This window comes from Butyrivibrio sp. NC3005 (genome assembly GCF_000424545.1).
Taxonomy (GTDB): Bacteria; Bacillota; Clostridia; order Lachnospirales; family Lachnospiraceae; genus Butyrivibrio.
Map to the genome: position 1 here is coordinate 1 of NZ_AUKC01000048.1, position 20,573 is coordinate 20,573.

Below are 20,573 nucleotides of genomic sequence, written 5' to 3' on the forward strand. Positions count from 1 at the left end.
AATAATAATAATATTAAGAAAGGAAAAGCTATTAAGATGAAATCTATATAAAGCCATATTCAAGGCGATATAGATATGTACCGATGGCTAAGTCGGGAATTTACGACTGTGGAGTGTACAAGAACTTGTGAGTAGCGTATTGCTTGCAATCGCCAAAGCATACACGTTGAAGCAGTAACCATACATCGTGAGATTATGGCGAATCATCTTGCATATACACATTTGTATATGTTTATAGTAGCAGAAAAGTTGTAAATGGAAGAAATTGATATTACTGATAAGTATAAGCGAGAACTTGGTGTAAAGACCGTTGAGGATTCTAAAGTTGTTAGATATAAAGTTCTAATGCATGAAGATATTAATGGTTATGGCAGGCTTTTTGGCGGAAGACTTATGGAAATGATAGATGAAGCGGCAGGAATAGTAGCAACAAGACATTGTACACATGTGGTTACTACAGCAGCAGTTGATAATCTTCAGTTTAAAAAAGGCGCTTTTTTGGGTGATGTTGTAGTTATAGAAGCATATATGACTTATGTAGGAAGAACATCTATGGAAGTTCGGGCAGATACATATGTTGAAGACAGAGCAACTGGTTTGCGACATGTTATTAATAGAGCATATTTAACAGAAGTATGTGTTGATTCTGAAGGTAATCCTATAACAGTTCCTTATGGATTAAGTATAGAATCGGAGGGTCAAAAGGCAGAGTGGCTGGGAGCGTTAAAGCGAATTGAAATGAGAAGAAAAAGAAGACGTGAAGGATTCTAAAATTAAAACTAATGTTCACCTGTATGTTTCATGCAGTTGAATTTTGACTGTGCGTGTGTTATTATTTTAACAAATGCGATAATTTATACCAAAAAGGTATTTATTGAAAGGAGATTCGGATAAAAATGAGTAAGAGTTTTGATGATATTCTTGCAAAGCTTAAGACAGTTGGTAAGAAGAAACTGTCAGTTGCTTATGCTCAGGATGAACATGTTTTAGAGGCAGTTGAGCTGGCACATAAGAAAGGCATTGTTGATGCTATTTTAGTTGGTGATGCAGATAAGATCAAAGAAGTTGCTGACAGCATTCATATGGATCTTTCCGAATATGAAGTTGTTGATGTGAAAGATATGCAGGAAGCTGCAACAAAGGCTGTATCCCTCGTACATGAAGGAAAAGCTGATATTTACATGAAGGGTTCTCTTGATTCTAAGACATTTCTTAAGAGCGTTTTGAACAAGGAAGTAGGACTTCGTACAGGACGCCCTCTTTCTCATGTATGCGTATTTGAAATCCCAGGAATCGATCGTTTGCTTTTCCTTACTGATGTTGCATTTATGCCATATCCGACACTTGATGATAAAAAGGTTATTATTGAATATACTGTAAATGTTGCAAGAGCTTGTGGTGTTGATATGCCTAAGGTTGCACCTCTTGCAGCAGTTGAAGTTGTAAATCCTAAGATGCCTGTAACAGTAGAAGCTGATGAGCTTACAAAGGCTAATGAAGCTGGAGAGATTAAGAACTGCATCGTTGATGGACCACTTTCAATGGATCTTGCTATTGATCCAGAAGCTGCTCAGTTTAAACCTGGTGCAGAGAAACGTAAGATTGTTGGAGATGCTGATATTCTCCTTTTCCCAGACATTCATGCAGGTAACCTTGTTTATAAGACAATTGTACGCATGGCAAAGGGCGTTAAGAATGGTAATATTCTTACAGGTACAAAGGCTCCTGTTATTCTCACATCCAGAAGTGATAGTGTTGATGTTAAGCTTAATTCTATTGCGCTTGCAGCAATCGTTGCAGAAGATATGAAAAAGGGTGACCTTTAATTAAATGTATTTTTAGGTACATAGATTTCTTTTAAATCAATTAATTGGATAAGGAGAAAAACAATGGCAATCAGAAGTCTGATTATTAATCCAGGTTCTACATCTACTAAGATTGGTGTTTTTGATGATGAGAAGCAGATTTTAGATAAGACACTGCGTCATTCTACAGAGGAAATTGAGCAGTATCCAAATATTTATTCACAGAAAGATTTTCGTAAGCAGATGGTTATCGATGCTCTTAAGGAGGAAAATATTGAGATTTCTTCTCTTAACGTATGCGTTGGTCGTGGTGGTTTGCTTAAGTCTATTCCAGGTGGAACATATGCAGTTACAGATGCACTTTTAAATGATTTGATTCATCCGGTACAAGGTGAGCATGCTTCCAATCTTGGCGGAATTCTTGCAAGAGAAATTGGTGACAGCATTGGAGTTCCTTCTTACATTGTTGACCCTGTAGTAGTTGATGAACTTGAGCCTGTTGCACGTATTTCTGGTGTACCAGAGATTGAACGTGTATCTATTGACCATCCTCTTAATCAGAAGGCTATGGCTAGAAAGTATGCTAAATCTGTTGGTAAGAAGTATGAAGATGTAGACGTTATCGTTGTACATATGGGTGGTGGTACATCTTGTGGCGTTCATCATAATGGTAGAATGATTGATGTATTTGCTGCACTTAATGGTGATGGAGCATTCTCTCCTGAAAGAGCAAATGGTCTTCCTGCCCTTGCCCTTGTTAATCTGTGCTTCTCTGGAAAATTCTCTTATGAAGAAATGAAGAAGAAGATTGTTGGAGGCGGTGGATTCAACGCTTATCTTGGAACAAATGATATGCGCGAAGTTAACAAGATGTGTGATGAAGGAAATGAAAAGGCTAAGCTTATTCGAGAAGCATTTATTTACCAGATTTGCAAAAATATTGGAGCTTGTGCAACTGTTCTTAAAGGAAAGGTTGATCAGATTATTCTTACTGGAGGAATTGCTTATGGTAAGAATGTAACTGATGCAATTACAGAGCGTGTAGAATGGATTGCACCAGTAACAGTATATGCCGGTGAAGATGAACTTCTTGCACTTGCTCAGGGTGCTCTTCGTGTTATGAATGGTGAAGAGGCTGTTAAAGAGTATTAATCGTTTTTAACTTCTTGTTGAGATTTTGCATAATTATCAGTAAGGAGTCCTGCTATGCGGATAAAAAGTCTCTGGCTATATATTTATTTGTAGTTATAAAGAGTACGGAATATGAAGGCTATCCTGTCATTTAAAGGCAGGGTAGTCTTTTTGGTTATTTATTTTTAACAGGCTGTAATGTCTTTGGGGGTAGTGCTTGATTCAAGCTTGAATATGCTTGATTTATTTGTTATAATACGAATCAGACTGTAATTTTCTTTTGCGAGATTTTTAAGTGCATAGAAATGAGAATTTATCAATCTTTTAATAGAGAAAATTGCGAAATTAAGACTAATGGGGACGGAACAGGAAGAAGTTATCTGTTTCGAAGTTTGGAGAAAAGATGAATTTAATTGATAAGATTATTGGTACACATTCTGAAAGAGAATTGAAAAGAATTCGCCCGATAGTGGATAAGATTGAATCATACCGTGAGACTATGCATGGTCTTACTGATGCAGAGCTTCGTAGTAAGACTGATGAATTCAAGAAACGTCTTGCTGACGGAGAAACACCGGATGATATTCTTCCTGAAGCTTATGCAGTAGTTCGAGAAGCTGGTAAGAGAGTTCTTGGAATGGAACACTTCAGGGTACAGCTTATTGGTGGTGTTATTCTTCACCAGGGACGTATTGCGGAGATGAGAACAGGTGAAGGTAAGACTTTAGTTGCTACACTTCCTTCTTACCTAAATGCACTTGAAGGCAAAGGTTGCCATGTAGTAACAGTAAATGATTATCTTGCAAAGCGTGATGCTGAGTGGATGGGTAAGATTCATGAATTTCTTGGTCTTAGCGTTGGTGTTGTTCTTAACAGCATGAATTCTGATGAGCGTCGCGATGCTTATAATTGTGATATTACTTACGTTACTAACAACGAACTTGGATTTGATTATCTTCGTGATAATATGGCAATTTACAAAGAACAATGCGTTCTTCGTGGTCTTAATTTTGCGATTATTGATGAGATTGACTCTATTCTTATTGATGAGGCGAGAACTCCTCTTATTATTTCTGGTCAGAGTGACAAGTCTACAAAGCTTTATGAAGCTTGCGATATGCTTGCAAAGCAGATGACAAGAGGTGAAGATCAGGCAGAGTTCTCTAAGATGGATGCACTTATGGGAATTGAGCAGGAAGAAACAGGTGACTTTATTGTTAATGAGAAGGATAAGCTTGTTAATCTTACAGCACAGGGTGTTTCTAAGGTTGAAAGATATTTCCATATAGAAAATCTTGCGGATCCTGAGAATCTTGAGATTCAGCATAATATTATTCTTGCCCTTAGAGCAAATAATCTCATGCATAGAGACCATGATTACATAGTCAAAGATGATGAAGTTCTTATCGTAGACGAGTTTACAGGTCGTGTAATGCCTGGACGTCGTTATAGTGATGGTCTTCATCAGGCTATAGAAGCTAAAGAGCATGTTAAGGTTAAGAGAGAGTCCAAGACACTTGCAACTATTACATTCCAGAACTTCTTTAATAAGTTTGAGAAAAAGTGTGGTATGACAGGTACAGCTCTTACAGAAGAACAGGAGTTCCGTGATATCTACGGTCTTGATGTTGTCGAAATTCCAACTAACGAGCCAGTTATTCGTAAAGATTTGCAAGATGCTGTTTATAAAACAAAGAAAGAGAAATACAAGGCAGTAGTAGAAGCTACAAAAGCAGCTCATGCTAAAGGACAACCTGTTCTTGTAGGTACTATTACAATTGAAATATCAGAACTTATTTCTAGCATGCTTTCTAAAGAGGGTATTTCTCATAATGTACTTAATGCAAAAAATCATGAGCAGGAAGCTCAGATTGTTGCTGAAGCCGGTAAGCATGGTGCCGTAACTATTGCTACTAATATGGCTGGTCGTGGTACAGATATTAAGCTTGATGAAGAGGCTCGAAAAGCAGGTGGTCTTAAGATTATAGGTACAGAACGTCATGAAAGCAGACGAATTGACAATCAGCTTCGTGGTCGTGCAGGTCGTCAGGGTGATCCAGGTGAGTCTAAATTCTACATTTCACTTGAAGATGATCTTATGAGACTGTTCGGTTCTGAGAGACTTATTGGTTTATTCAATACTCTTAGAATACCTGAGGGTCAGGAAATCGAGCATAAGGCTCTTAGTAAGGCCATTGAATCTGCACAGAAGAAGATAGAGGAGAATAACTTTAGTACACGTAAGAATCTTCTTGAGTTTGATGCAGTAAATAATGAACAGCGTGAGATTATTTACAAAGAGCGTAGACGTGTTCTTGATGGAGAAAATCTCCGAGATAATATCTATAAGATGATTACAGATATTGTTGAGGAAAGTGTAGATACAGTTGTAGGAGAAACTGCTAATTCTGATGATTGGGATATTAAAGAATTAAATGAACTTCTTCTTCCAATCGTACCTATAAAGCCAGTAAGCAGAGGAAGAATAGCAAAGAAGACTAAAGAAGGTCTTAAGCAGCAGCTGAAGGAAGAGGCAGTAGCTCTTTACGAAGAGAAAGAAACTGAGTTCCCTGAACCTGAAACAATAAGAGAAATTGAGCGTGTTATTCTTCTCAAGGTTATTGATCGTAAGTGGATGGATCACATCGATGATATGGATCAGCTTCGTCAGGGAATAGGACTTCAGGCTTATGGACAGCGTGATCCGAAGGTTGAATACAAGATGGCTGGTTATGATATGTTCAATGCTATGATGGATTCAATCAAGGAAGACACTGTTAGGCTTCTTTTTAATGTCCATGTTGAAGAAAAAGTTGAACGTGAACAGGTTGCCAAGGTTACAGGAACTAATAAAGATGATTCTGTTAAGAAAACTCCTGTAAAAGCTGTTGAAAAGATTCGCCCAAATGATTTATGTCCATGTGGAAGTGGAAAGAAATTTAAAAACTGCCATGGATTAAGAGGCGGAATTTAATTTTAGTTCTATTTGTTTTAATAGAAAGGTTTTATTTAAAAATGGTAGTACTTGATAATATGAAAGTAGAGATTCAGAATCTCAAGCCAACTCTTGATGAAGTTACTGGATCTCTTGATTTGGAAGGCAAACAGAAGAGAATCGAAGAGCTTAATCGTGAAATGGAAGAGCCAACATTTTGGGATGATGCGGATAAAGCTAATAAGAAGACAAAAGAGCTTAAGACTTTACAGGATCTTGTTGAAAAAATGGCGACTCTTAATAAGCAGTATGGTGATATCATTGACATGATTGATATGACTAATGAAGAGGGCGTTGATGATGATGAGATGGCTGCAGAGATTCGTGCAGATCTTAATGATTTCGAGCAAACTCTAGAAGATATTCGTATTGCTAATTTGCTTAATGGACCATATGACCGTTACAATGCTATTTTAAAGTTATCTGCTGGTGCAGGTGGTACTGAAAGTTGTGATTGGTGTTCTATTCTTTATCGTATGTATACAAGATGGGCAGAACGTCATGGATTTACTGTTGAAGTTCTTGACTTACTTGATGGTGATGAAGCCGGAATTAAGTCAGTTACTTTCCAGATAAATGGTGTAAATGCTTATGGTTATCTTAAGTCTGAGAAAGGTGTACATCGTCTTGTTCGTATCAGTCCTTTCAATGCTCAGGGTAAGCGTCAGACATCTTTCGTATCAAATGATGTAATGCCGGATATTGAAGATAACCTTGATGTTGAAGTTCGAACTGAAGATATTCGTGTTGATACATATCGTTCAAGTGGTGCAGGTGGACAGCATATTAATAAGACATCTTCAGCTATTCGTATTACACATATTCCTACGGGAATTGTTGTAACTTGTCAGAATGAGCGTTCACAGTTCCAGAACAAGGATAAGGCTATGCAGATGCTCAAAGCAAAACTTTACATGCTCAAAGTTGAAGAGCAGGAAGCAAAGCTGGCAGGTATTCGAGGCGAAGTTAAAGATAATGCATGGGGTAGCCAGATTCGTTCCTATGTACTTCAGCCATATACGATGGTAAATGATACAAGAACAGGCGAGAAGTCATCAAATGCTGATGGTGTTCTTGATGGAGATCTTGATCAGTTTATTAATGCATACCTTAAGTGGCTTGCTAATGGTGGACAGCCTGTAGGTGATGAAACAGGAGAGGAATAAGCCTTATAGAAGCGTGACGTCAAATCTAATAACGAAGATTTATAAACAGAGTATTAGTATGTAATTCGTTATTAAAAGGAGTTGAATAATAGTCGATTAAAAAGTGTTACTTTTATCTTCGTAAAGGAAATAAAAGTAACACTTTTTTTATGGCGTGTGACACGGTTAAGTGTGCAAAGCGTGCGAAATATTAACCAACCGCTATGCGGGTGCAAGGTGATTTTTTCAGGAATAAACTATCTTTTTATAAATTTTAGTAAATAGTATTGGTATTTATTATTTTACTATTATTGTCGATATCAAATTTCCATATCGAATGAGCAGGAAGGCGATGTTCTGTAAGATAATAATCATTTTCTATATGGCCTATATAGTATGGAGTTCCACCTCCAACAAAATATTGTGAATATAAATCCTCATACTGTTCAGTTGATAATAAATCGAGTGATGTGGTTCTGATGATTGTAGCAAAATCTTGATTTCCGGCAATATCTGTGGAAACAGTAATGTAATAGTAATCTTTTATATGTTCCAATTGGACCATACCAGAAATCTTGTCTGGAACTTGGTACTCTTTTATAAGGTGATAATCATCAAGGCTATAGCATCGGATGGCAGCAGGATATTTATTATCTGGAGATGAGGCAAGTCCTGATACAAAATATATTTTATTATCCTCAATAGTAAAAGATCGAACATAGGTTTGAGCTTCCTCTGCAAATCTATGTTTTTTTTCTAGAATAACTTTATTGTCACTATTTTTTTTGAAATAGAATAATTCTCCGGAATATGAACTCCAACAGTAAAAAATATCATTTTGTTTGTCGTATCGCATAAAGTGAGGCTTATTTCCAATGTTTTCAAAAAAATATGAGTAGATATATCCGTCTTTATTTTTTTCAAAAACAAGTACTCTATTATTCTCTGTATCATCAGCCATGAATAAACCTTTATTGTCTCCAACAATTGTATGACCCATTTTGTATCCGGAACTTTCTTCATCTGTAAGAACTTTCCACTCGGTTAATGGAGCAGATAAATCATTATTGTATATAATCTGCGAATGATAACAATCTACGATGAAAAATGTATCACCAATTTTGGTAACATCAGTTGGAACACTTAATGTTGGATAAGGATTGTTTTTTAACGTTTTGGAAGAACTCGGAACAGTGGTCGCAGGGATATTTAGAATAGTAGTACAAGAAGAAGCGGTATTTTTTTCTGAAATACCAAGTGAAACGGTAGATGATTTATTTTGTATACTATTATCAGAATTATTTGTTTTATTGGACTTATTTACTGAGCATCCACAGAAAAAACTAATACAAATGAATAAAGATATTAATAAATTAAAAATTTTATTGAGTTTATAAATTTTTTTCATAAATAAAACCTTTCATTACACTGCCAGCAAAACGTTTCCTACCATTTATATGAGGAAAATTTTTATAACTATATCATTCTATCAATTTTATAAAATGCTTGCAATTATCAGAATATATAAGTAAAATAATAGAAGTGCAAATATTTAGAATTAACATATTAAACTGAATAAAGAGCAAGGGGAGCTAATATAAACATATTGGCTGAGAGGTGCATGAGCACGACCCTATAAAACCTGATTTGGATAATGCCAACGTAGGGATGCATGTTTTTTTCGTGCGTTTTCCAACATTTTTGTGCTGGAAAATTTTTGTTTTGTTAGTATGGTGTAATGACAAAATTACTTCGTGCGAGATACATTTTTATGGTGGCAATGTCTGAAGTGGGCATTGCTTTTTTATTTTTATAGTGGAGGAAAATATGGAAAAGAACAGAAATTATTCCACACAGATGGAAGCAGCACGAAAAAATATTATAACTCGTGAAATGGAGATAGTTGCAAAAAAAGAGCAACGAAGCGTAGAAGAAATAAGGCAGTTAGTGGCTGAAGGAAAAGTGGTTATTCCTGCAAATAAGAATCATAAGTCTATAGATCCTAATGGAATAGGTTCAATGCTTAAAACTAAGATTAACTGCAATCTTGGAATTAGCAGAGATTGCAAGGATTATGATATAGAAATGCAGAAGGTTATGTCTGCAGTAGATCTTGGCGCAGAAGCAATTATGGATTTGTCAAGTCATGGTAATACTAGACCTTTCAGAAAAAAGTTGTGTAGCGAATGTCCAGCTATGATAGGAACTGTGCCTGTTTATGACGCTGTGATTCATTATCAAAGAGATTTGGCAACACTTACTGCAAGAGATTTTATTGAAGTGGTAAGATTACATGCAGAAGATGGTGTGGATTTCGAAACACTTCACTGCGGGATAACAAGAAAGACAATTGAGCAGATAAAAAATGGCGATAGAACCATGAATATTGTTAGTCGCGGCGGAAGTCTGATTTTTGCATGGATGAGTATGACAGGAAATGAAAATCCTTTTTATGAATACTACGATGAAATTTTGGATATATGCAGAGAATATGACGTAACTATTTCTCTTGGAGATGCATGTAGACCGGGATGTCTAAAGGACGCAACTGATGGTTGTCAGATTGAAGAACTACTTAGACTTGGAGAACTTACTAAAAGAGCATGGGAAAAGGATGTACAGGTAATGATTGAAGGACCTGGACATGTTCCTATGGATCAGATAGCAGCCAATATGAAAATTCAGCAGACAATATGTCATGGAGCACCATTCTATGTATTGGGACCTTTGGTAACAGATATAGGCGCAGGATATGACCATATAACAGCAGCTATCGGAGGAGCTATAGCGGCAGCAAGCGGAGCAGCTTTTTTGTGCTATGTAACTCCAGCTGAGCATTTAGCTCTTCCAAATCTTGAGGATGTCAGAGAGGGGATTATCGCGAGCAAAATTGCAGCCCATGCTGCGGATATAGCAAAACATATTCCAGGTGCTATGGATGCTGATAATAAAATGGCAGAGGCGAGACGAAAACTTGATTGGGATAAGCAGTATGAGTGCTGCCTTGATAAAGAAAGGGCTAAATCTATTAGAGATAGTAGAGCGCCAGAAGATGATCATAGCGATACTTGCAGTATGTGTGGAAAGTTTTGTGCAGTAAGAAGTATGAATAAGGCACTTGCAAATGAAATGATAGATATACTTTGAGGATTAATCTGATAGATTATTTTTGATGGTTTATAATACTTAATGAGCAGAACTGTTTATTAACGTTGGCACATAGGGGGTGTATTTTAGACCCTTATGTGCCATTACATTTATAATCAAGCCAAAGCGTGTATGCAACGAAATATACAAACATCAAAAACAAACTATATTTTAACAATAAAGTATGACGTCTTGTCACTTATATTCAGAAACTCGCATTTACTGCGAGTTTTCGTGAGAACAAAAGTCAAGCGGCAAACTGGTCCAAGGCGAAGCCTTTTCAAATGGCCAGTTTGCGTAGTTTTTGGAACGCAGTGACAAAAATCTATGACTTCTTGCTGATGATTATCCTAAATCTCAGCAAGAAGTCATGCAGAATAACGTAATAGAGTGTAGTATATAAATAAGAATGAAAAATGCTATGAAGATAAATTTGTCCTAATTCCAACACGAAAACAGTTTTGCTGCGAAAAAGGAGTGAAAAATGGTTACTATCAGTTTGTGTATGATTGTTAAGAATGAAGAGAAGGTTCTTGGAAGGTGCTTAGAATCATTAAAGGGGTTATTTGAGGAAATTATTATTGTCGATACAGGATCTGTTGACAGGACCAAAGAAATAGCATTGAAGTATGGAGCAAAAATCTATGATTTTGATTGGATAAATGATTTTTCTGCTGCAAGAAATTTTGCTTTTTCCAAAGCAACCTGTGATTACATTTATTCAGCGGATGCAGATGAGGTAATTGATAAAGAAAACTACTTAAAGTTCCAGGCACTAAAAAGTGTTTTAGAGTTAAATCCTACGGATGATCTTCCGGTAGATATTGTTCAGATGTACTATTGTGGACAATTAAGTTCTAAGAGTGTTTATAATTTTGATAAAGAACTTCGTCCTAAATTATATAAAAGAATCAGAAGTTTTATCTGGGAAGAACCTATTCATGAGCAGGTTCGTTTAAATCCGGTAATATTTGATAGTGACATAGAGATAATACATAAGCCGGAAGGAGACCATAGTAGTCGCGATTTCGCTGCTTTTGAAAATTATACAGAAAAAGGTAAAAAGCTTTCTTCAAGACTTTTGGACTTTTATACCAGAGAACTATATATGGCTGGAAGAAAGGAGGATTTGGAGAAGAGTGTGAGTTATCTTACAAGTGTAACAGAAGATGAGAATACTGATTCTAATGATATTCAAAAAGCAAGTATAATACTTTGTAAATTCTATCGTATTACAGATAACATAGCATTGTTTATGAAATATGCGTTAAAAGATTCAGCAATTGGAATGTCCAGCGAGATATGTTGTGAACTTGGAGATTATTATTTAGAACATGAAGATGCAAAAGAGGCTTCATTGTGGTATTACAATGCGGCTTTTTCGCAGAGTGCTGTTTTAGATATTTTTTCATCGGGTAAAAGAGCTTTTTTAGGACTTGGCAATTGTTTTGAGAATCTTGGAGATGAAGAAAATGCTTTTTTTTATAAACAAAAGGCAAAGGAGTGGAAAACGGAATGAAAATATGATATGCTTTAACATGCTACTACAATAAAGCATATTGATATTATTTACAGAACGGAGATATATATGAGTTGGGAAGAGAATATCAAAAAAGTTATACCATATACACCGGGAGAGCAGCCAAAGATTGAGAATATTATTAAGCTTAATACAAATGAGTGTCCTTATCCTCCTGCACCGGAAATTAAAGAGAAGCTAGAAAAGTTTTCTTATGAATCACTTAGACTTTATCCGGATCCGTCAGCTTCAGTACTTGTAAATGCTCTTAGTAGTTATTACAATATAGCTCCGGAAAAGATATTTGTAGGCGTTGGTTCGGATGATGTTTTAGCAATGGCTTTTTTGACTTTCTTTAACTCTAATAAACCTATTCTGTTTCCTGATATAACATATTCTTTTTACGATGTATGGGCAGAGTTGTTCAAAATCCCTTATAAGAAAGTACCTCTTAATGATGACTTTGAAATAACCATAGAAGATTATTTTGAAGAAAATGGCGGAGTTATTTTTCCTAATCCTAATGCACCTACAGGGTTATTTATGGATTTATCAATGGTTGAAGAAATAATAAAAAAGAATAAGGACAGTGTTGTGATTGTCGACGAAGCTTACATTGACTTTGGAGGCATAAGTGCAGCAAGTCTAATAGATAAGTATGATAACCTTTTGGTAGTGCAGACTTTTTCAAAATCAAGAGCAATGGCTGGAATGAGAATTGGTTATGCTTTTGGAAGTAAGAAACTTATCAAATATCTTCAGGATGCCAAATTTTCTTTTAATTCATATACTATGAATAGAACATCTTTGGAATTTGGTGTAGCTTCGTTAGAAAATGTAGTTTACTTTCAGGAAACTTGTGGTAAAATCATAAGTACGCGCGAACGTGTAAAGAAGGATTTGAAAAATCTTGGATTCACATTTCCTGATTCGATGAGTAATTTTATTTTTGCAAGGCATCCTGAAGTTCCTGCAGTAGAATTATTTGACGCTTTGAAAAAACAGGGAATATTTGTCCGATACTTCAATGCTCCTAGGATTGATGATTATTTGAGAATTACAATAGGAACAGATAAACAGATGGATATTTTCATGGATTTTTTGAAAAAATATTTACAAGAGCGCTTGTAACTTAGATATAAAAACAAGGAGATTTTTTATTATGTTAAAGAAGTATATAATGGTATTTTTTATTTCCATGGTGCCTCTTGTAGAACTTAGAGGAGCTCTTCCATATTCGCAGTGGTATCAGCTTCCTATTGTACAATCATTCATTATAGCGATGATTGGTAATATGCTTCCAGTGCCTTTTATTTTTCTTTTTGCGCGTAAGGTTTTAGAGTGGGGAGCAAACAAACCTGTAATTGGTAAGTTTTTTACCTTTTGTTTGAAAAAAGGAGAAAAAGGTGGACAGGCTCTTCAGGCAAAAGCTGGAAATGGCCTTTTTATTGCTCTTCTTCTTTTTGTTGGAATTCCAATTCCTGGAACAGGTGCATGGACGGGAACACTTGCTGCAAGTATTTTGGATATGGATTTTAAACACAGTATTGTTGCAGTTATGCTTGGTGTATGCCTTGCAGGTGTTATTATGGGCACAATCAGTTTTTTGGGATTTGGCGCATTGTTTGGAATAGCAGGATAAGCATTTTTGATTAAAATATTTGATCCGTTATTGTCCTATCATATTTTGCTTCATAGAAACAATATGATAGAATAATAACGGATTTTTTATTAATAAATGTTCTATCATACTGATTTTTCATTGGATTTATTTAGACATTGGACTTGTATATTGATAGAACAAAACTATTTACAGGATGGTGATTTGATGGAGTCTTATACCGACTTTGCGCTTGTCTATGATACTTTTATGGATGAAACTCCGTATGGTGAATGGGCAGCTTTTATTCATGAGCTAATAGATGAATATGGAATTTCCAAACCGTGTTTAAAAGCTTTAAGCAACGAGAATTTAGGAGATAATCTTTTGCAGGAAAAGAATCTTGTAGTGGAACTTGGTTGCGGAACAGGAAACTTTACTGCAGAAATGTCCAAACTTGGTTATGATATGATTGGAATTGATAATTCTTCTTCAATGCTGAATATCGCAATGCAAAAGAAAGAGAAAGATAGTATTCCGGCATTTTATCTTGAACAGGATATGAGAGATTTTGAATTATTCGGAACCGCGGGCACATTTGTGAGTGTTTGTGATAGTGTAAATTATTTGACTGACAGAGAAGATATCGTTAAAATGATGAAGCTGGTTAATAATTATCTTTTTCCGGACGGTATTTTTATTTTTGATTTCAATACAGTGCATAAGTATCGTGATGTAATAGGAGATACCACTATCGCTGAGGACAGGGAAGATTGTGCGTTTATATGGGATAATTTTTTTGATGAAGAGACTAATATAAATGAGTATGACTTGACTATTTTTGTTCAAGAAGAAGGAGATTCATACAGAAGATTTTTTGAAACACATTATCAGAGAGGTTACACTCTTGAAGAAATGTTGTCAATGCTTGAAGAGTCAGGGCTGGCATTCTTAAAGGCGATAGATGCTGATACTCACAATGATGCGGATGAGTCTAGTGAGAGAATCTATATTATAGCCAGAAAAGATACGGATTCTAATATGCAAATGGATGTGTGACTTTGCGCCGTAAATTTGCATGTATCGGAAATCTATGGTGCACATTAATAGTTAGTAGAATAGTAAAGATTGGAGTAATATGTCAGAATATAAGGATTATATGGTAAGAGCAACAGCAGCATCTGATCAGATTCGTGCTTTTGCAATTACTAGTAGAAATTTAGTCGAAGAAGCAAGAAAGAGTCATGAGACAAGTCCTATTATGACTGCTGCACTCGGAAGACTTATGAGCGCAACGCTCATGATGGGATGCATGATGGATAATGATGGTGATGTTCTTACTGTAAAAATCGAAGGAGATGGTCCAGCTGTAATGCTTTTGGCTACAGCTGATGCAAAGGGCAATGTCAAAGGCTATGTAAAAAACAATAAAGTTTATCTTGAGAATAATGCAAGTGGTCATCTTAATGTAGGTGGTGCCGTAGGTAATGGTAATCTGACAGTAATAAGAGATATGGGTTTAAAAGAGCCATATGTTGGTCAGGTACCATTGTATACAGGAGAAATTGCAGAAGATATTACATATTATTATGCTAAATCAGAACAGACACCTTCATCAGTAGGTCTTGGAGTATTGATTAATCCAGATGAGAGCGTTAAAGAGGCGGGAGGTTTTATTATCCAGCTGCTTCCTTTTGCTAAAGAAGAGACGATTGATCAGCTTGAAAAGAATATTAAAAGTTTTTCCTCTGTCACAGATGTACTTAAAGCTGGTAAGACACCAGAAGAAATGCTTGAAATTCTTCTTCATGGATTTGATATTAAGTGGAATGGCACGATGGGAGTTAATTGGCATTGTGATTGCAGTAAAGACCGCACTGCAAGAGGTCTTCAGCTTATTGGAGTCCAAGAACTTGACAGCATTATTGAAGATGGAAAAACTATTGAGACTAAGTGTCAGTTTTGCGGAAAGACATATAATTTTACAATTGATGAAGTAAAGAAGATAAGAGAAAAGGCAGCTAATGTTACTTCTCACTCATAAAAATACAGCAGACTATTTCACTAGTCTGCTGTATTTTTTATAAGCTGTGATCTGGTTAATCACGCAAAGCGTGCGAAATATAAGCGCCCGTTAAACGTATGTGCGATGATTATCCACGATCTTTTTTGTGCTTAACAGAAGCTCCGATAAATCCTGCAAACAGTGGATGTGGACGGTTTGGACGTGACTTGAATTCTGGATGAGCCTGTGTAGCAACAAAGAAATCATTGTTAGGATTTTCAATCATCTCAACGATTCGGTTATCTGGTGAAAGACCACATAAGCGAAGTCCTTTCTGAGTGAGAATTGGACGGAAATCGTTATTTACTTCATATCTGTGACGATGACGCTCATGAATTTCTTCACTTCCATACAGTTTAGCAACAAGTGATTCTTTCTGAAGTATACATGGATATGAGCCAAGACGAAGTGTTCCGCCAAGATTATCCTTGTCATCATGATCAGGAAGGAATGCAATAACTGGATGCTGTGTATCTGGATCAAACTCAATGGAGTTTGCATCACGATATCCAACTACATTTCTTGCAAATTCGATTATAGAGAGCTGCATACCAAGACAAAGTCCAAGGAATGGGACATTATTTTCTCTAGCATATCGAATAGCACTGATCATTCCAGGGATACCTCTATCGCCGAATCCTCCAGGAACAATAATACCATCTACATCACCAAGTACTTCAGAAACGTTCTCATCTGTCAAAGTTTCTGAATCAACCCACTTGATTTTAACATCGGCCTTATTGGAAATACCGCCATGCTTAAGTGATTCTACTACACTTATATAAGCATCGTGAAGCTGAGTATATTTTCCAACAAGTGCAACACTTACTTTATTCTCAAGAGAATAGAGTGTGTTTACCATTTCTTTCCAATCTGTAAGGTCTGGATCTGTGCAAGGAAGATTCAGACACTTACATGCGATTTCTGCAAGATGTTCTTTCTCCATTGCAAGAGGTGCCTCATAGAGAGAATGAAGATCAAGGTTTTTGATAACATTTGATGATGGAACATTACAGAAAAGAGAAATCTTATCTTTGAGATCATCATCAAATTCAACTTCGCTTCTGCATACTACAACATCAGGCTGAAGACCCATGCCCTGCATAGTTTTAACTGCCATCTGAGTCGGCTTTGTCTTTAGTTCCTGAGATACTCTAAGATATGGAAGAAGAGATACCAAAATAAGCATGGAATTGTTAGGACCAACTTCATGCTGGAACTGACGAATCGCTTCAAGGAATGGCTGCGATTCGATATCACCGACTGTTCCACCAACTTCGATAATAGCAATGTGCATATCGTCATCAGTGTTATTACGATAGAAACGACTCTTAATCTCATTAGTAATATGAGGAATTACCTGTACAGTATGACCGCCGAAATCTCCGCGACGTTCCTTCTGAAGAATGGACCAGTAAACTTTACCGGTTGTAACGTTTGAATTCTTATCAAGGCTTTCGTCAATGAAACGCTCATAGTGTCCAAGGTCAAGGTCAGTTTCAGTACCATCATCGGTTACAAAGACTTCGCCGTGCTGGATCGGGTTCATGGTGCCAGGATCGATATTAAGATAAGGATCGAATTTCTGCATAGTAACCTTATATCCGCGTGCCTTTAACAAACGTCCCAAAGAGGCGGCTGTGATACCTTTGCCGAGTCCCGAAACAACACCGCCGGTTACAAATACATATTTAACTGCCATTTTTTGACCTCCTTTGCGCCGAAGCGCAGCACAGTTTACGCCATTATTTATGTTCAAATTAACAGAGATATTATCAGACTCGAAGCCATTAATGTCAAGGAAAAAAATATATTTGACATCATTTTTTTGATGTGATACGTTAAAGTAGAAAGTGCAATGGCGCATGAAATAATAGGTATATCTTATGTATCGGCATTTAATGCTATAATGCTCAAAGAATATACCCTTTATTTTGTGCGCCATTTACAATAAATGCTATAAGGAGAATGGAATGTTTACTTTAAATGAAAATTATTTAAAATTACCAGGAAGTTATCTTTTTACAAATATCGCAAGAAAAGTTGCAGAATATCAGAAAAATCATCCGCAGGCGGATATTATAAGACTTGGAATTGGAGATGTTACACAGCCTCTTTGCCCGGCTGTAATCAAGGCCCTTCATGAGGCTGTAGATGAAATGGGAGATGCGGCTACATTTAGAGGATATGCTCCTGATCTTGGTTATGAATTTCTTAGAACTAAAATGGCAGAGAATGATTATCAGAAACGAGGCTGTGATATCAAGGCAGATGAAGTATTTATTTCTGATGGAGCAAAATCTGATTCAGCCAATATTCAGGAAATATTTGGAAGAGATTCTAAAATAGCAGTATGTGATCCTGTTTATCCAGTATATGTAGATTCTAATGTTATGGCAGGAAGAACTGGGGATTATGACGAAAATACACAGACATGGTCAAATGTTATATATATGCCATGCCTTGCAGAAAATGGATTTGCACCTCAAATTCCAGATGAGGAACATACACCAGAGCTTATTTATCTTTGCTTCCCTAATAATCCAACGGGCGAAGTTCTTAAAAAATCCCAACTTCAGGAATGGGTTGATTATGCTAATAAAGTAGGCGCTGTTATTATTTTTGATGCTGCTTATGAAAGCTACATTTCTGATCCTGAAATTCCTCATAGTATATATGAATGTGAAGGTGCAAGAACATGTGCTATTGAGCTTAGATCTTTTTCTAAAAATGCTGGATTTACAGGTCTTCGTCTTGGTGCAACAATTATCCCACATGATCTTAAGTGCCATAAAGAAATTATGGGTAAAAAAGATGTTGAACTTCATAGCCTTTGGAGCAGGCGTCATGGTACAAAATATAATGGTGCACCGTACATTGTTCAGAGAGCTGGAGAAGCTGTGTACTCAAAAGAGGGAGAAGAGCAGATTAAGGAACAGGTTAGTACTTATATGAAGAATGCAACCTTCCTTTATAATGGTTTAAAAGATGCTGGTTATGAAGTATATGGTGGAAAGAACTCTCCATATGTATGGCTTAGAACACCTGATAATATGACTAGTTGGGAATTCTTTGACCTGCTTCTTGATAAGGCAAATGTTGTTGGAACACCAGGATCAGGCTTTGGCCCAAGTGGAGAACACTATTTCAGACTGACAGCATTCGGAAGCTATGAGAATTCAGTAAGGGCTATGGAACGAATTAAAAATCTTTAATTTAAGGGTAAAAGTATGAAAATAAAATTTACTAAAATGCATGGTTGTGGAAATGACTATGTTTATGTTGATGGAAAAAATAATATTATTCCGGATGAAAAGAAACCTGAAATTGTCAAATTTCTTTCTGATAGACATTTTGGAATAGGCTCGGATGGTGTTATTTTCATAAATCCTGATGACAATGCAGATTTTGAAATGGAAATGTTCAATGCAGATGGAACACGTGCGCAGATGTGCGGAAATGGTATCAGATGTGTTGCTAAATTTGTATACGATAAGCATATGACTAATAAAACAAAGAACCTTGCAATTTCTTCCTTTGGCAGAAATCGTTACCTTGACCTTACTGTTGAAAATGGAAAGACAAAGCTTGTAAAGGTTAACATGGGTGCACCGATTTTTGATGTAAAAGAGGTTCCTGTAGATTTGGAAGAAACAGAGCTTACAGATATTAGCTCTTTTATAAAAAAAGAGGGTATCACAGATACAAAGGCAGCAGTAGGTGTGAAAATCGAGGTTGAGAACAGAAACTATGAGATGACCTGTGTATCGATGGGAAATCCTCATGCTGTTGTTTTTTTGGAAGATAGTGAAGAACTTTCAACTTTCGACCTTGAAAAAACAGGTCCAAAATTCGAAAATAACGTAGTTTTTCCTGCAAGAACCAATACAGAATTCATACATGTAGATGACAGAAAAAACATTCACATGAGAGTATGGGAACGCGGAACGGGAGAAACACTTGCTTGTGGTACAGGATGTTGTGCAAGCGTAGTTGCTTGCATTCTTAATAACAAAACAGAAGATGAGGTTACTGTTCATGTACTCGGAGGAGATATTATCTGCAAATGGGACAGAGAAGAAAATCTCGTTTACATGACAGGACCTGCGACAACAGTTTTTGAAGGTGAAATTGAAATATGATTTTTTTAAAAAGGTAGTAATAATTCAATCGTTTTATGTGACGTGTTGTTGCGCATATGTACAGCAAATATGCGGTAAAAATATATGCTATATACATTTTTCACAAAAACGTTTGCTATTGTTTGTGCATTTTTAATGACACTTTTATAAAAAATTCATAGTCTTTATATTTGTGTTTACTTTTTAATACCAGTATGCCAGCGGATTGGGGAATCTGATTTGCTATCTAGTTTTTGTTGTAACTGTGGGAGGTATGAATTATATATATATAAATGCATAAGGATATGCAGTACTTTTTGTGTGAGGTTATAACAAATGCGAAATAGAGGATGTTTATTCATCTTGCAAACTGGTTCGGACTTTGCTGATTAGAGCTATCTCGTGAGGAGATAGCTCTTTTTTGTTAGTATTAACGGACTTGAGCCTTAAAAAAATGTAAAATTTATGATTTTTTTACGGTTGCCTTTACTACTTTATCGTGCTAAAATATCTTTCATGAGCAAACAAATGTCCGTGTAGGATACACAAATAATAAGACAGAGGGATGATATGGGTGAATATACTGGGTATTATATTGTCAGGAGACAGGCAATTCCAGAAGTATTAATTAAAGTTGTCGAAGCTAAGAAGCTTTTGGAATCAGGAAAAGTTCGTACTGTAAATGAGGCGGTAGAGAAACTAGAGATAAGCCGAAGTTCTTTTTACAAATATAAAGACGATATCTATGAATTCCACGATAGCTTACAGGGAAATACATATACCCTAACCTTTCAAATGAATGATGAACCTGGGTTATTGTCGGACGTTTTAGCGATTATTGCAGCTAGTGGGGCTAATATACTTACGATTCATCAGTCGATTCCTATTGATGGAGTAGCAACTCTTTCTATAAGCCTTCAGGTATTAGACAGAGCTGGAAGCGTTGAAGAGATGGCAGCTTCAATTGAGAAGAAAGACGGTGTTCGCAAGGTGCAGATAAGTGGAAGAGGAATAAATATTTCATAAGTTTTTATAACAATGGAGG

The 20,573-nt window shown here is 36.2% G+C and carries 16 protein-coding genes and 1 riboswitch; of the genes, 14 read left to right on the forward strand and 2 right to left on the reverse strand.

Annotated elements, in window-relative coordinates; translation table 11 throughout:
* The first annotated feature begins 255 nt into the window (after window positions 1-255).
* The 5 genes from G634_RS0112335 to prfB all read left to right on the forward strand — a co-directional run bounded on the left by G634_RS0112335 (window position 256) and on the right by prfB (window position 7,097).
* Window positions 256-771 carry an acyl-CoA thioesterase gene (locus tag G634_RS0112335; protein WP_035799964.1) on the forward strand — a complete coding sequence of 172 codons (516 nt, stop codon included), beginning with the start codon at window positions 256-258 and terminating at the stop codon, window positions 769-771.
* Between the two features lie 119 nt (window positions 772-890).
* Window positions 891-1,826, forward strand: coding sequence for a phosphate butyryltransferase (gene ptb / locus G634_RS0112340; RefSeq protein ID WP_330364824.1), 936 nt, complete (start codon window positions 891-893; stop codon window positions 1,824-1,826).
* A 63-nt stretch (window positions 1,827-1,889) separates the two neighbouring features.
* Window positions 1,890-2,957: a butyrate kinase gene (gene buk, locus G634_RS0112345; protein WP_026505545.1), complete on the forward strand. Its 1,068-nt coding sequence runs from the start codon at window positions 1,890-1,892 to the stop codon at window positions 2,955-2,957.
* A 382-nt stretch (window positions 2,958-3,339) separates the two neighbouring features.
* Entirely contained in the window at window positions 3,340-5,910 is a 2,571-nt protein-coding gene (secA, locus tag G634_RS0112350) for a preprotein translocase subunit SecA (RefSeq protein WP_026505546.1), read from the forward strand.
* A gap of 41 nt (window positions 5,911-5,951) precedes the next feature.
* Window positions 5,952-7,097, forward strand: a complete 1,146-nt coding sequence (gene prfB / locus G634_RS0112355) for a peptide chain release factor 2 (RefSeq protein WP_026505547.1) — start codon at window positions 5,952-5,954, stop codon at window positions 7,095-7,097.
* Between the two features lie 253 nt (window positions 7,098-7,350).
* Here prfB and G634_RS19110 read toward each other — a convergent pair whose 3' ends face one another.
* Window positions 7,351-8,484, reverse strand: a complete 1,134-nt coding sequence (locus G634_RS19110) for a hypothetical protein (RefSeq protein WP_051233943.1) — start codon at window positions 8,482-8,484, stop codon at window positions 7,351-7,353.
* Window positions 8,485-8,651: 167 nt separating this feature from the next.
* A riboswitch (TPP riboswitch) is annotated at window positions 8,652-8,762 on the forward strand.
* A 141-nt stretch (window positions 8,763-8,903) separates the two neighbouring features.
* Here G634_RS19110 and thiC point away from each other — a divergent pair.
* From thiC to hslO, 6 genes are all read left to right on the forward strand, one after another.
* A complete protein-coding gene (thiC, locus tag G634_RS0112365; protein ID WP_035799966.1) occupies window positions 8,904-10,223 on the forward strand; it encodes a phosphomethylpyrimidine synthase ThiC in 1,320 nt (439 codons plus the stop codon).
* 484 nt (window positions 10,224-10,707) lie between these two features.
* Window positions 10,708-11,742: a glycosyltransferase family 2 protein gene (locus G634_RS19115; RefSeq protein ID WP_035799968.1), complete on the forward strand. Its 1,035-nt coding sequence runs from the start codon at window positions 10,708-10,710 to the stop codon at window positions 11,740-11,742.
* A 69-nt stretch (window positions 11,743-11,811) separates the two neighbouring features.
* On the forward strand, window positions 11,812-12,873 hold the full coding sequence (hisC, locus tag G634_RS0112375; RefSeq protein WP_026505549.1) for a histidinol-phosphate transaminase: 1,062 nt from the start codon (window positions 11,812-11,814) through the stop codon (window positions 12,871-12,873).
* 31 nt (window positions 12,874-12,904) lie between these two features.
* A complete protein-coding gene (locus G634_RS0112380; RefSeq protein WP_035799971.1) occupies window positions 12,905-13,384 on the forward strand; it encodes a COG2426 family protein in 480 nt (159 codons plus the stop codon).
* Window positions 13,385-13,570: 186 nt separating this feature from the next.
* Window positions 13,571-14,401, forward strand: coding sequence for a class I SAM-dependent DNA methyltransferase (locus G634_RS0112385; protein WP_026505551.1), 831 nt, complete (start codon window positions 13,571-13,573; stop codon window positions 14,399-14,401).
* A 79-nt stretch (window positions 14,402-14,480) separates the two neighbouring features.
* On the forward strand, window positions 14,481-15,386 hold the full coding sequence (gene hslO, locus G634_RS0112390) for an Hsp33 family molecular chaperone HslO (RefSeq protein ID WP_026505552.1): 906 nt from the start codon (window positions 14,481-14,483) through the stop codon (window positions 15,384-15,386).
* Between the two features lie 109 nt (window positions 15,387-15,495).
* Here hslO and G634_RS0112395 read toward each other — a convergent pair whose 3' ends face one another.
* Window positions 15,496-17,109 carry a CTP synthase gene (locus G634_RS0112395; RefSeq protein WP_026505553.1) on the reverse strand — a complete coding sequence of 538 codons (1,614 nt, stop codon included), beginning with the start codon at window positions 17,107-17,109 and terminating at the stop codon, window positions 15,496-15,498.
* 271 nt (window positions 17,110-17,380) lie between these two features.
* On the opposite strand from G634_RS0112395, the gene G634_RS0112400 reads away from it, so the two are divergent.
* The 3 genes from G634_RS0112400 (at window position 17,381) to G634_RS0112410 (ending at window position 20,554) form a co-directional block, all read left to right on the forward strand.
* Window positions 17,381-18,622: an LL-diaminopimelate aminotransferase gene (locus tag G634_RS0112400; protein ID WP_026505554.1), complete on the forward strand. Its 1,242-nt coding sequence runs from the start codon at window positions 17,381-17,383 to the stop codon at window positions 18,620-18,622.
* A 21-nt stretch (window positions 18,623-18,643) separates the two neighbouring features.
* A complete protein-coding gene (dapF, locus tag G634_RS0112405) occupies window positions 18,644-19,549 on the forward strand; it encodes a diaminopimelate epimerase (RefSeq protein ID WP_026505555.1) in 906 nt (301 codons plus the stop codon).
* Window positions 19,550-20,098: 549 nt separating this feature from the next.
* A complete protein-coding gene (locus tag G634_RS0112410) occupies window positions 20,099-20,554 on the forward strand; it encodes an ACT domain-containing protein (RefSeq protein WP_026505556.1) in 456 nt (151 codons plus the stop codon).
* Window positions 20,555-20,573 lie beyond the last annotated feature (19 nt).

Bases quoted from the DNA above. Each gene is read 5' to 3' on its own strand.
- G634_RS0112335 (WP_035799964.1), top strand. From the start codon at position 256: ATGGAAGAAATTGATATTACTGATAAGTATAAGCGAGAACTTGGTGTA.
- buk (WP_026505545.1), top strand. From the start codon at position 1,890: ATGGCAATCAGAAGTCTGATTATTAATCCAGGTTCTACATCTACTAAG.
- secA (WP_026505546.1), top strand. From the start codon at position 3,340: ATGAATTTAATTGATAAGATTATTGGTACACATTCTGAAAGAGAATTG.
- prfB (WP_026505547.1), top strand. From the start codon at position 5,952: ATGGTAGTACTTGATAATATGAAAGTAGAGATTCAGAATCTCAAGCCA.
- G634_RS19110 (WP_051233943.1), bottom strand. From the start codon at position 8,484: ATGAAAAAAATTTATAAACTCAATAAAATTTTTAATTTATTAATATCT.
- thiC (WP_035799966.1), top strand. From the start codon at position 8,904: ATGGAAAAGAACAGAAATTATTCCACACAGATGGAAGCAGCACGAAAA.
- G634_RS19115 (WP_035799968.1), top strand. From the start codon at position 10,708: ATGGTTACTATCAGTTTGTGTATGATTGTTAAGAATGAAGAGAAGGTT.
- hisC (WP_026505549.1), top strand. From the start codon at position 11,812: ATGAGTTGGGAAGAGAATATCAAAAAAGTTATACCATATACACCGGGA.
- G634_RS0112380 (WP_035799971.1), top strand. From the start codon at position 12,905: ATGTTAAAGAAGTATATAATGGTATTTTTTATTTCCATGGTGCCTCTT.
- G634_RS0112385 (WP_026505551.1), top strand. From the start codon at position 13,571: ATGGAGTCTTATACCGACTTTGCGCTTGTCTATGATACTTTTATGGAT.
- hslO (WP_026505552.1), top strand. From the start codon at position 14,481: ATGTCAGAATATAAGGATTATATGGTAAGAGCAACAGCAGCATCTGAT.
- G634_RS0112395 (WP_026505553.1), bottom strand. From the start codon at position 17,109: ATGGCAGTTAAATATGTATTTGTAACCGGCGGTGTTGTTTCGGGACTC.
- G634_RS0112400 (WP_026505554.1), top strand. From the start codon at position 17,381: ATGTTTACTTTAAATGAAAATTATTTAAAATTACCAGGAAGTTATCTT.
- G634_RS0112410 (WP_026505556.1), top strand. From the start codon at position 20,099: ATGGGTGAATATACTGGGTATTATATTGTCAGGAGACAGGCAATTCCA.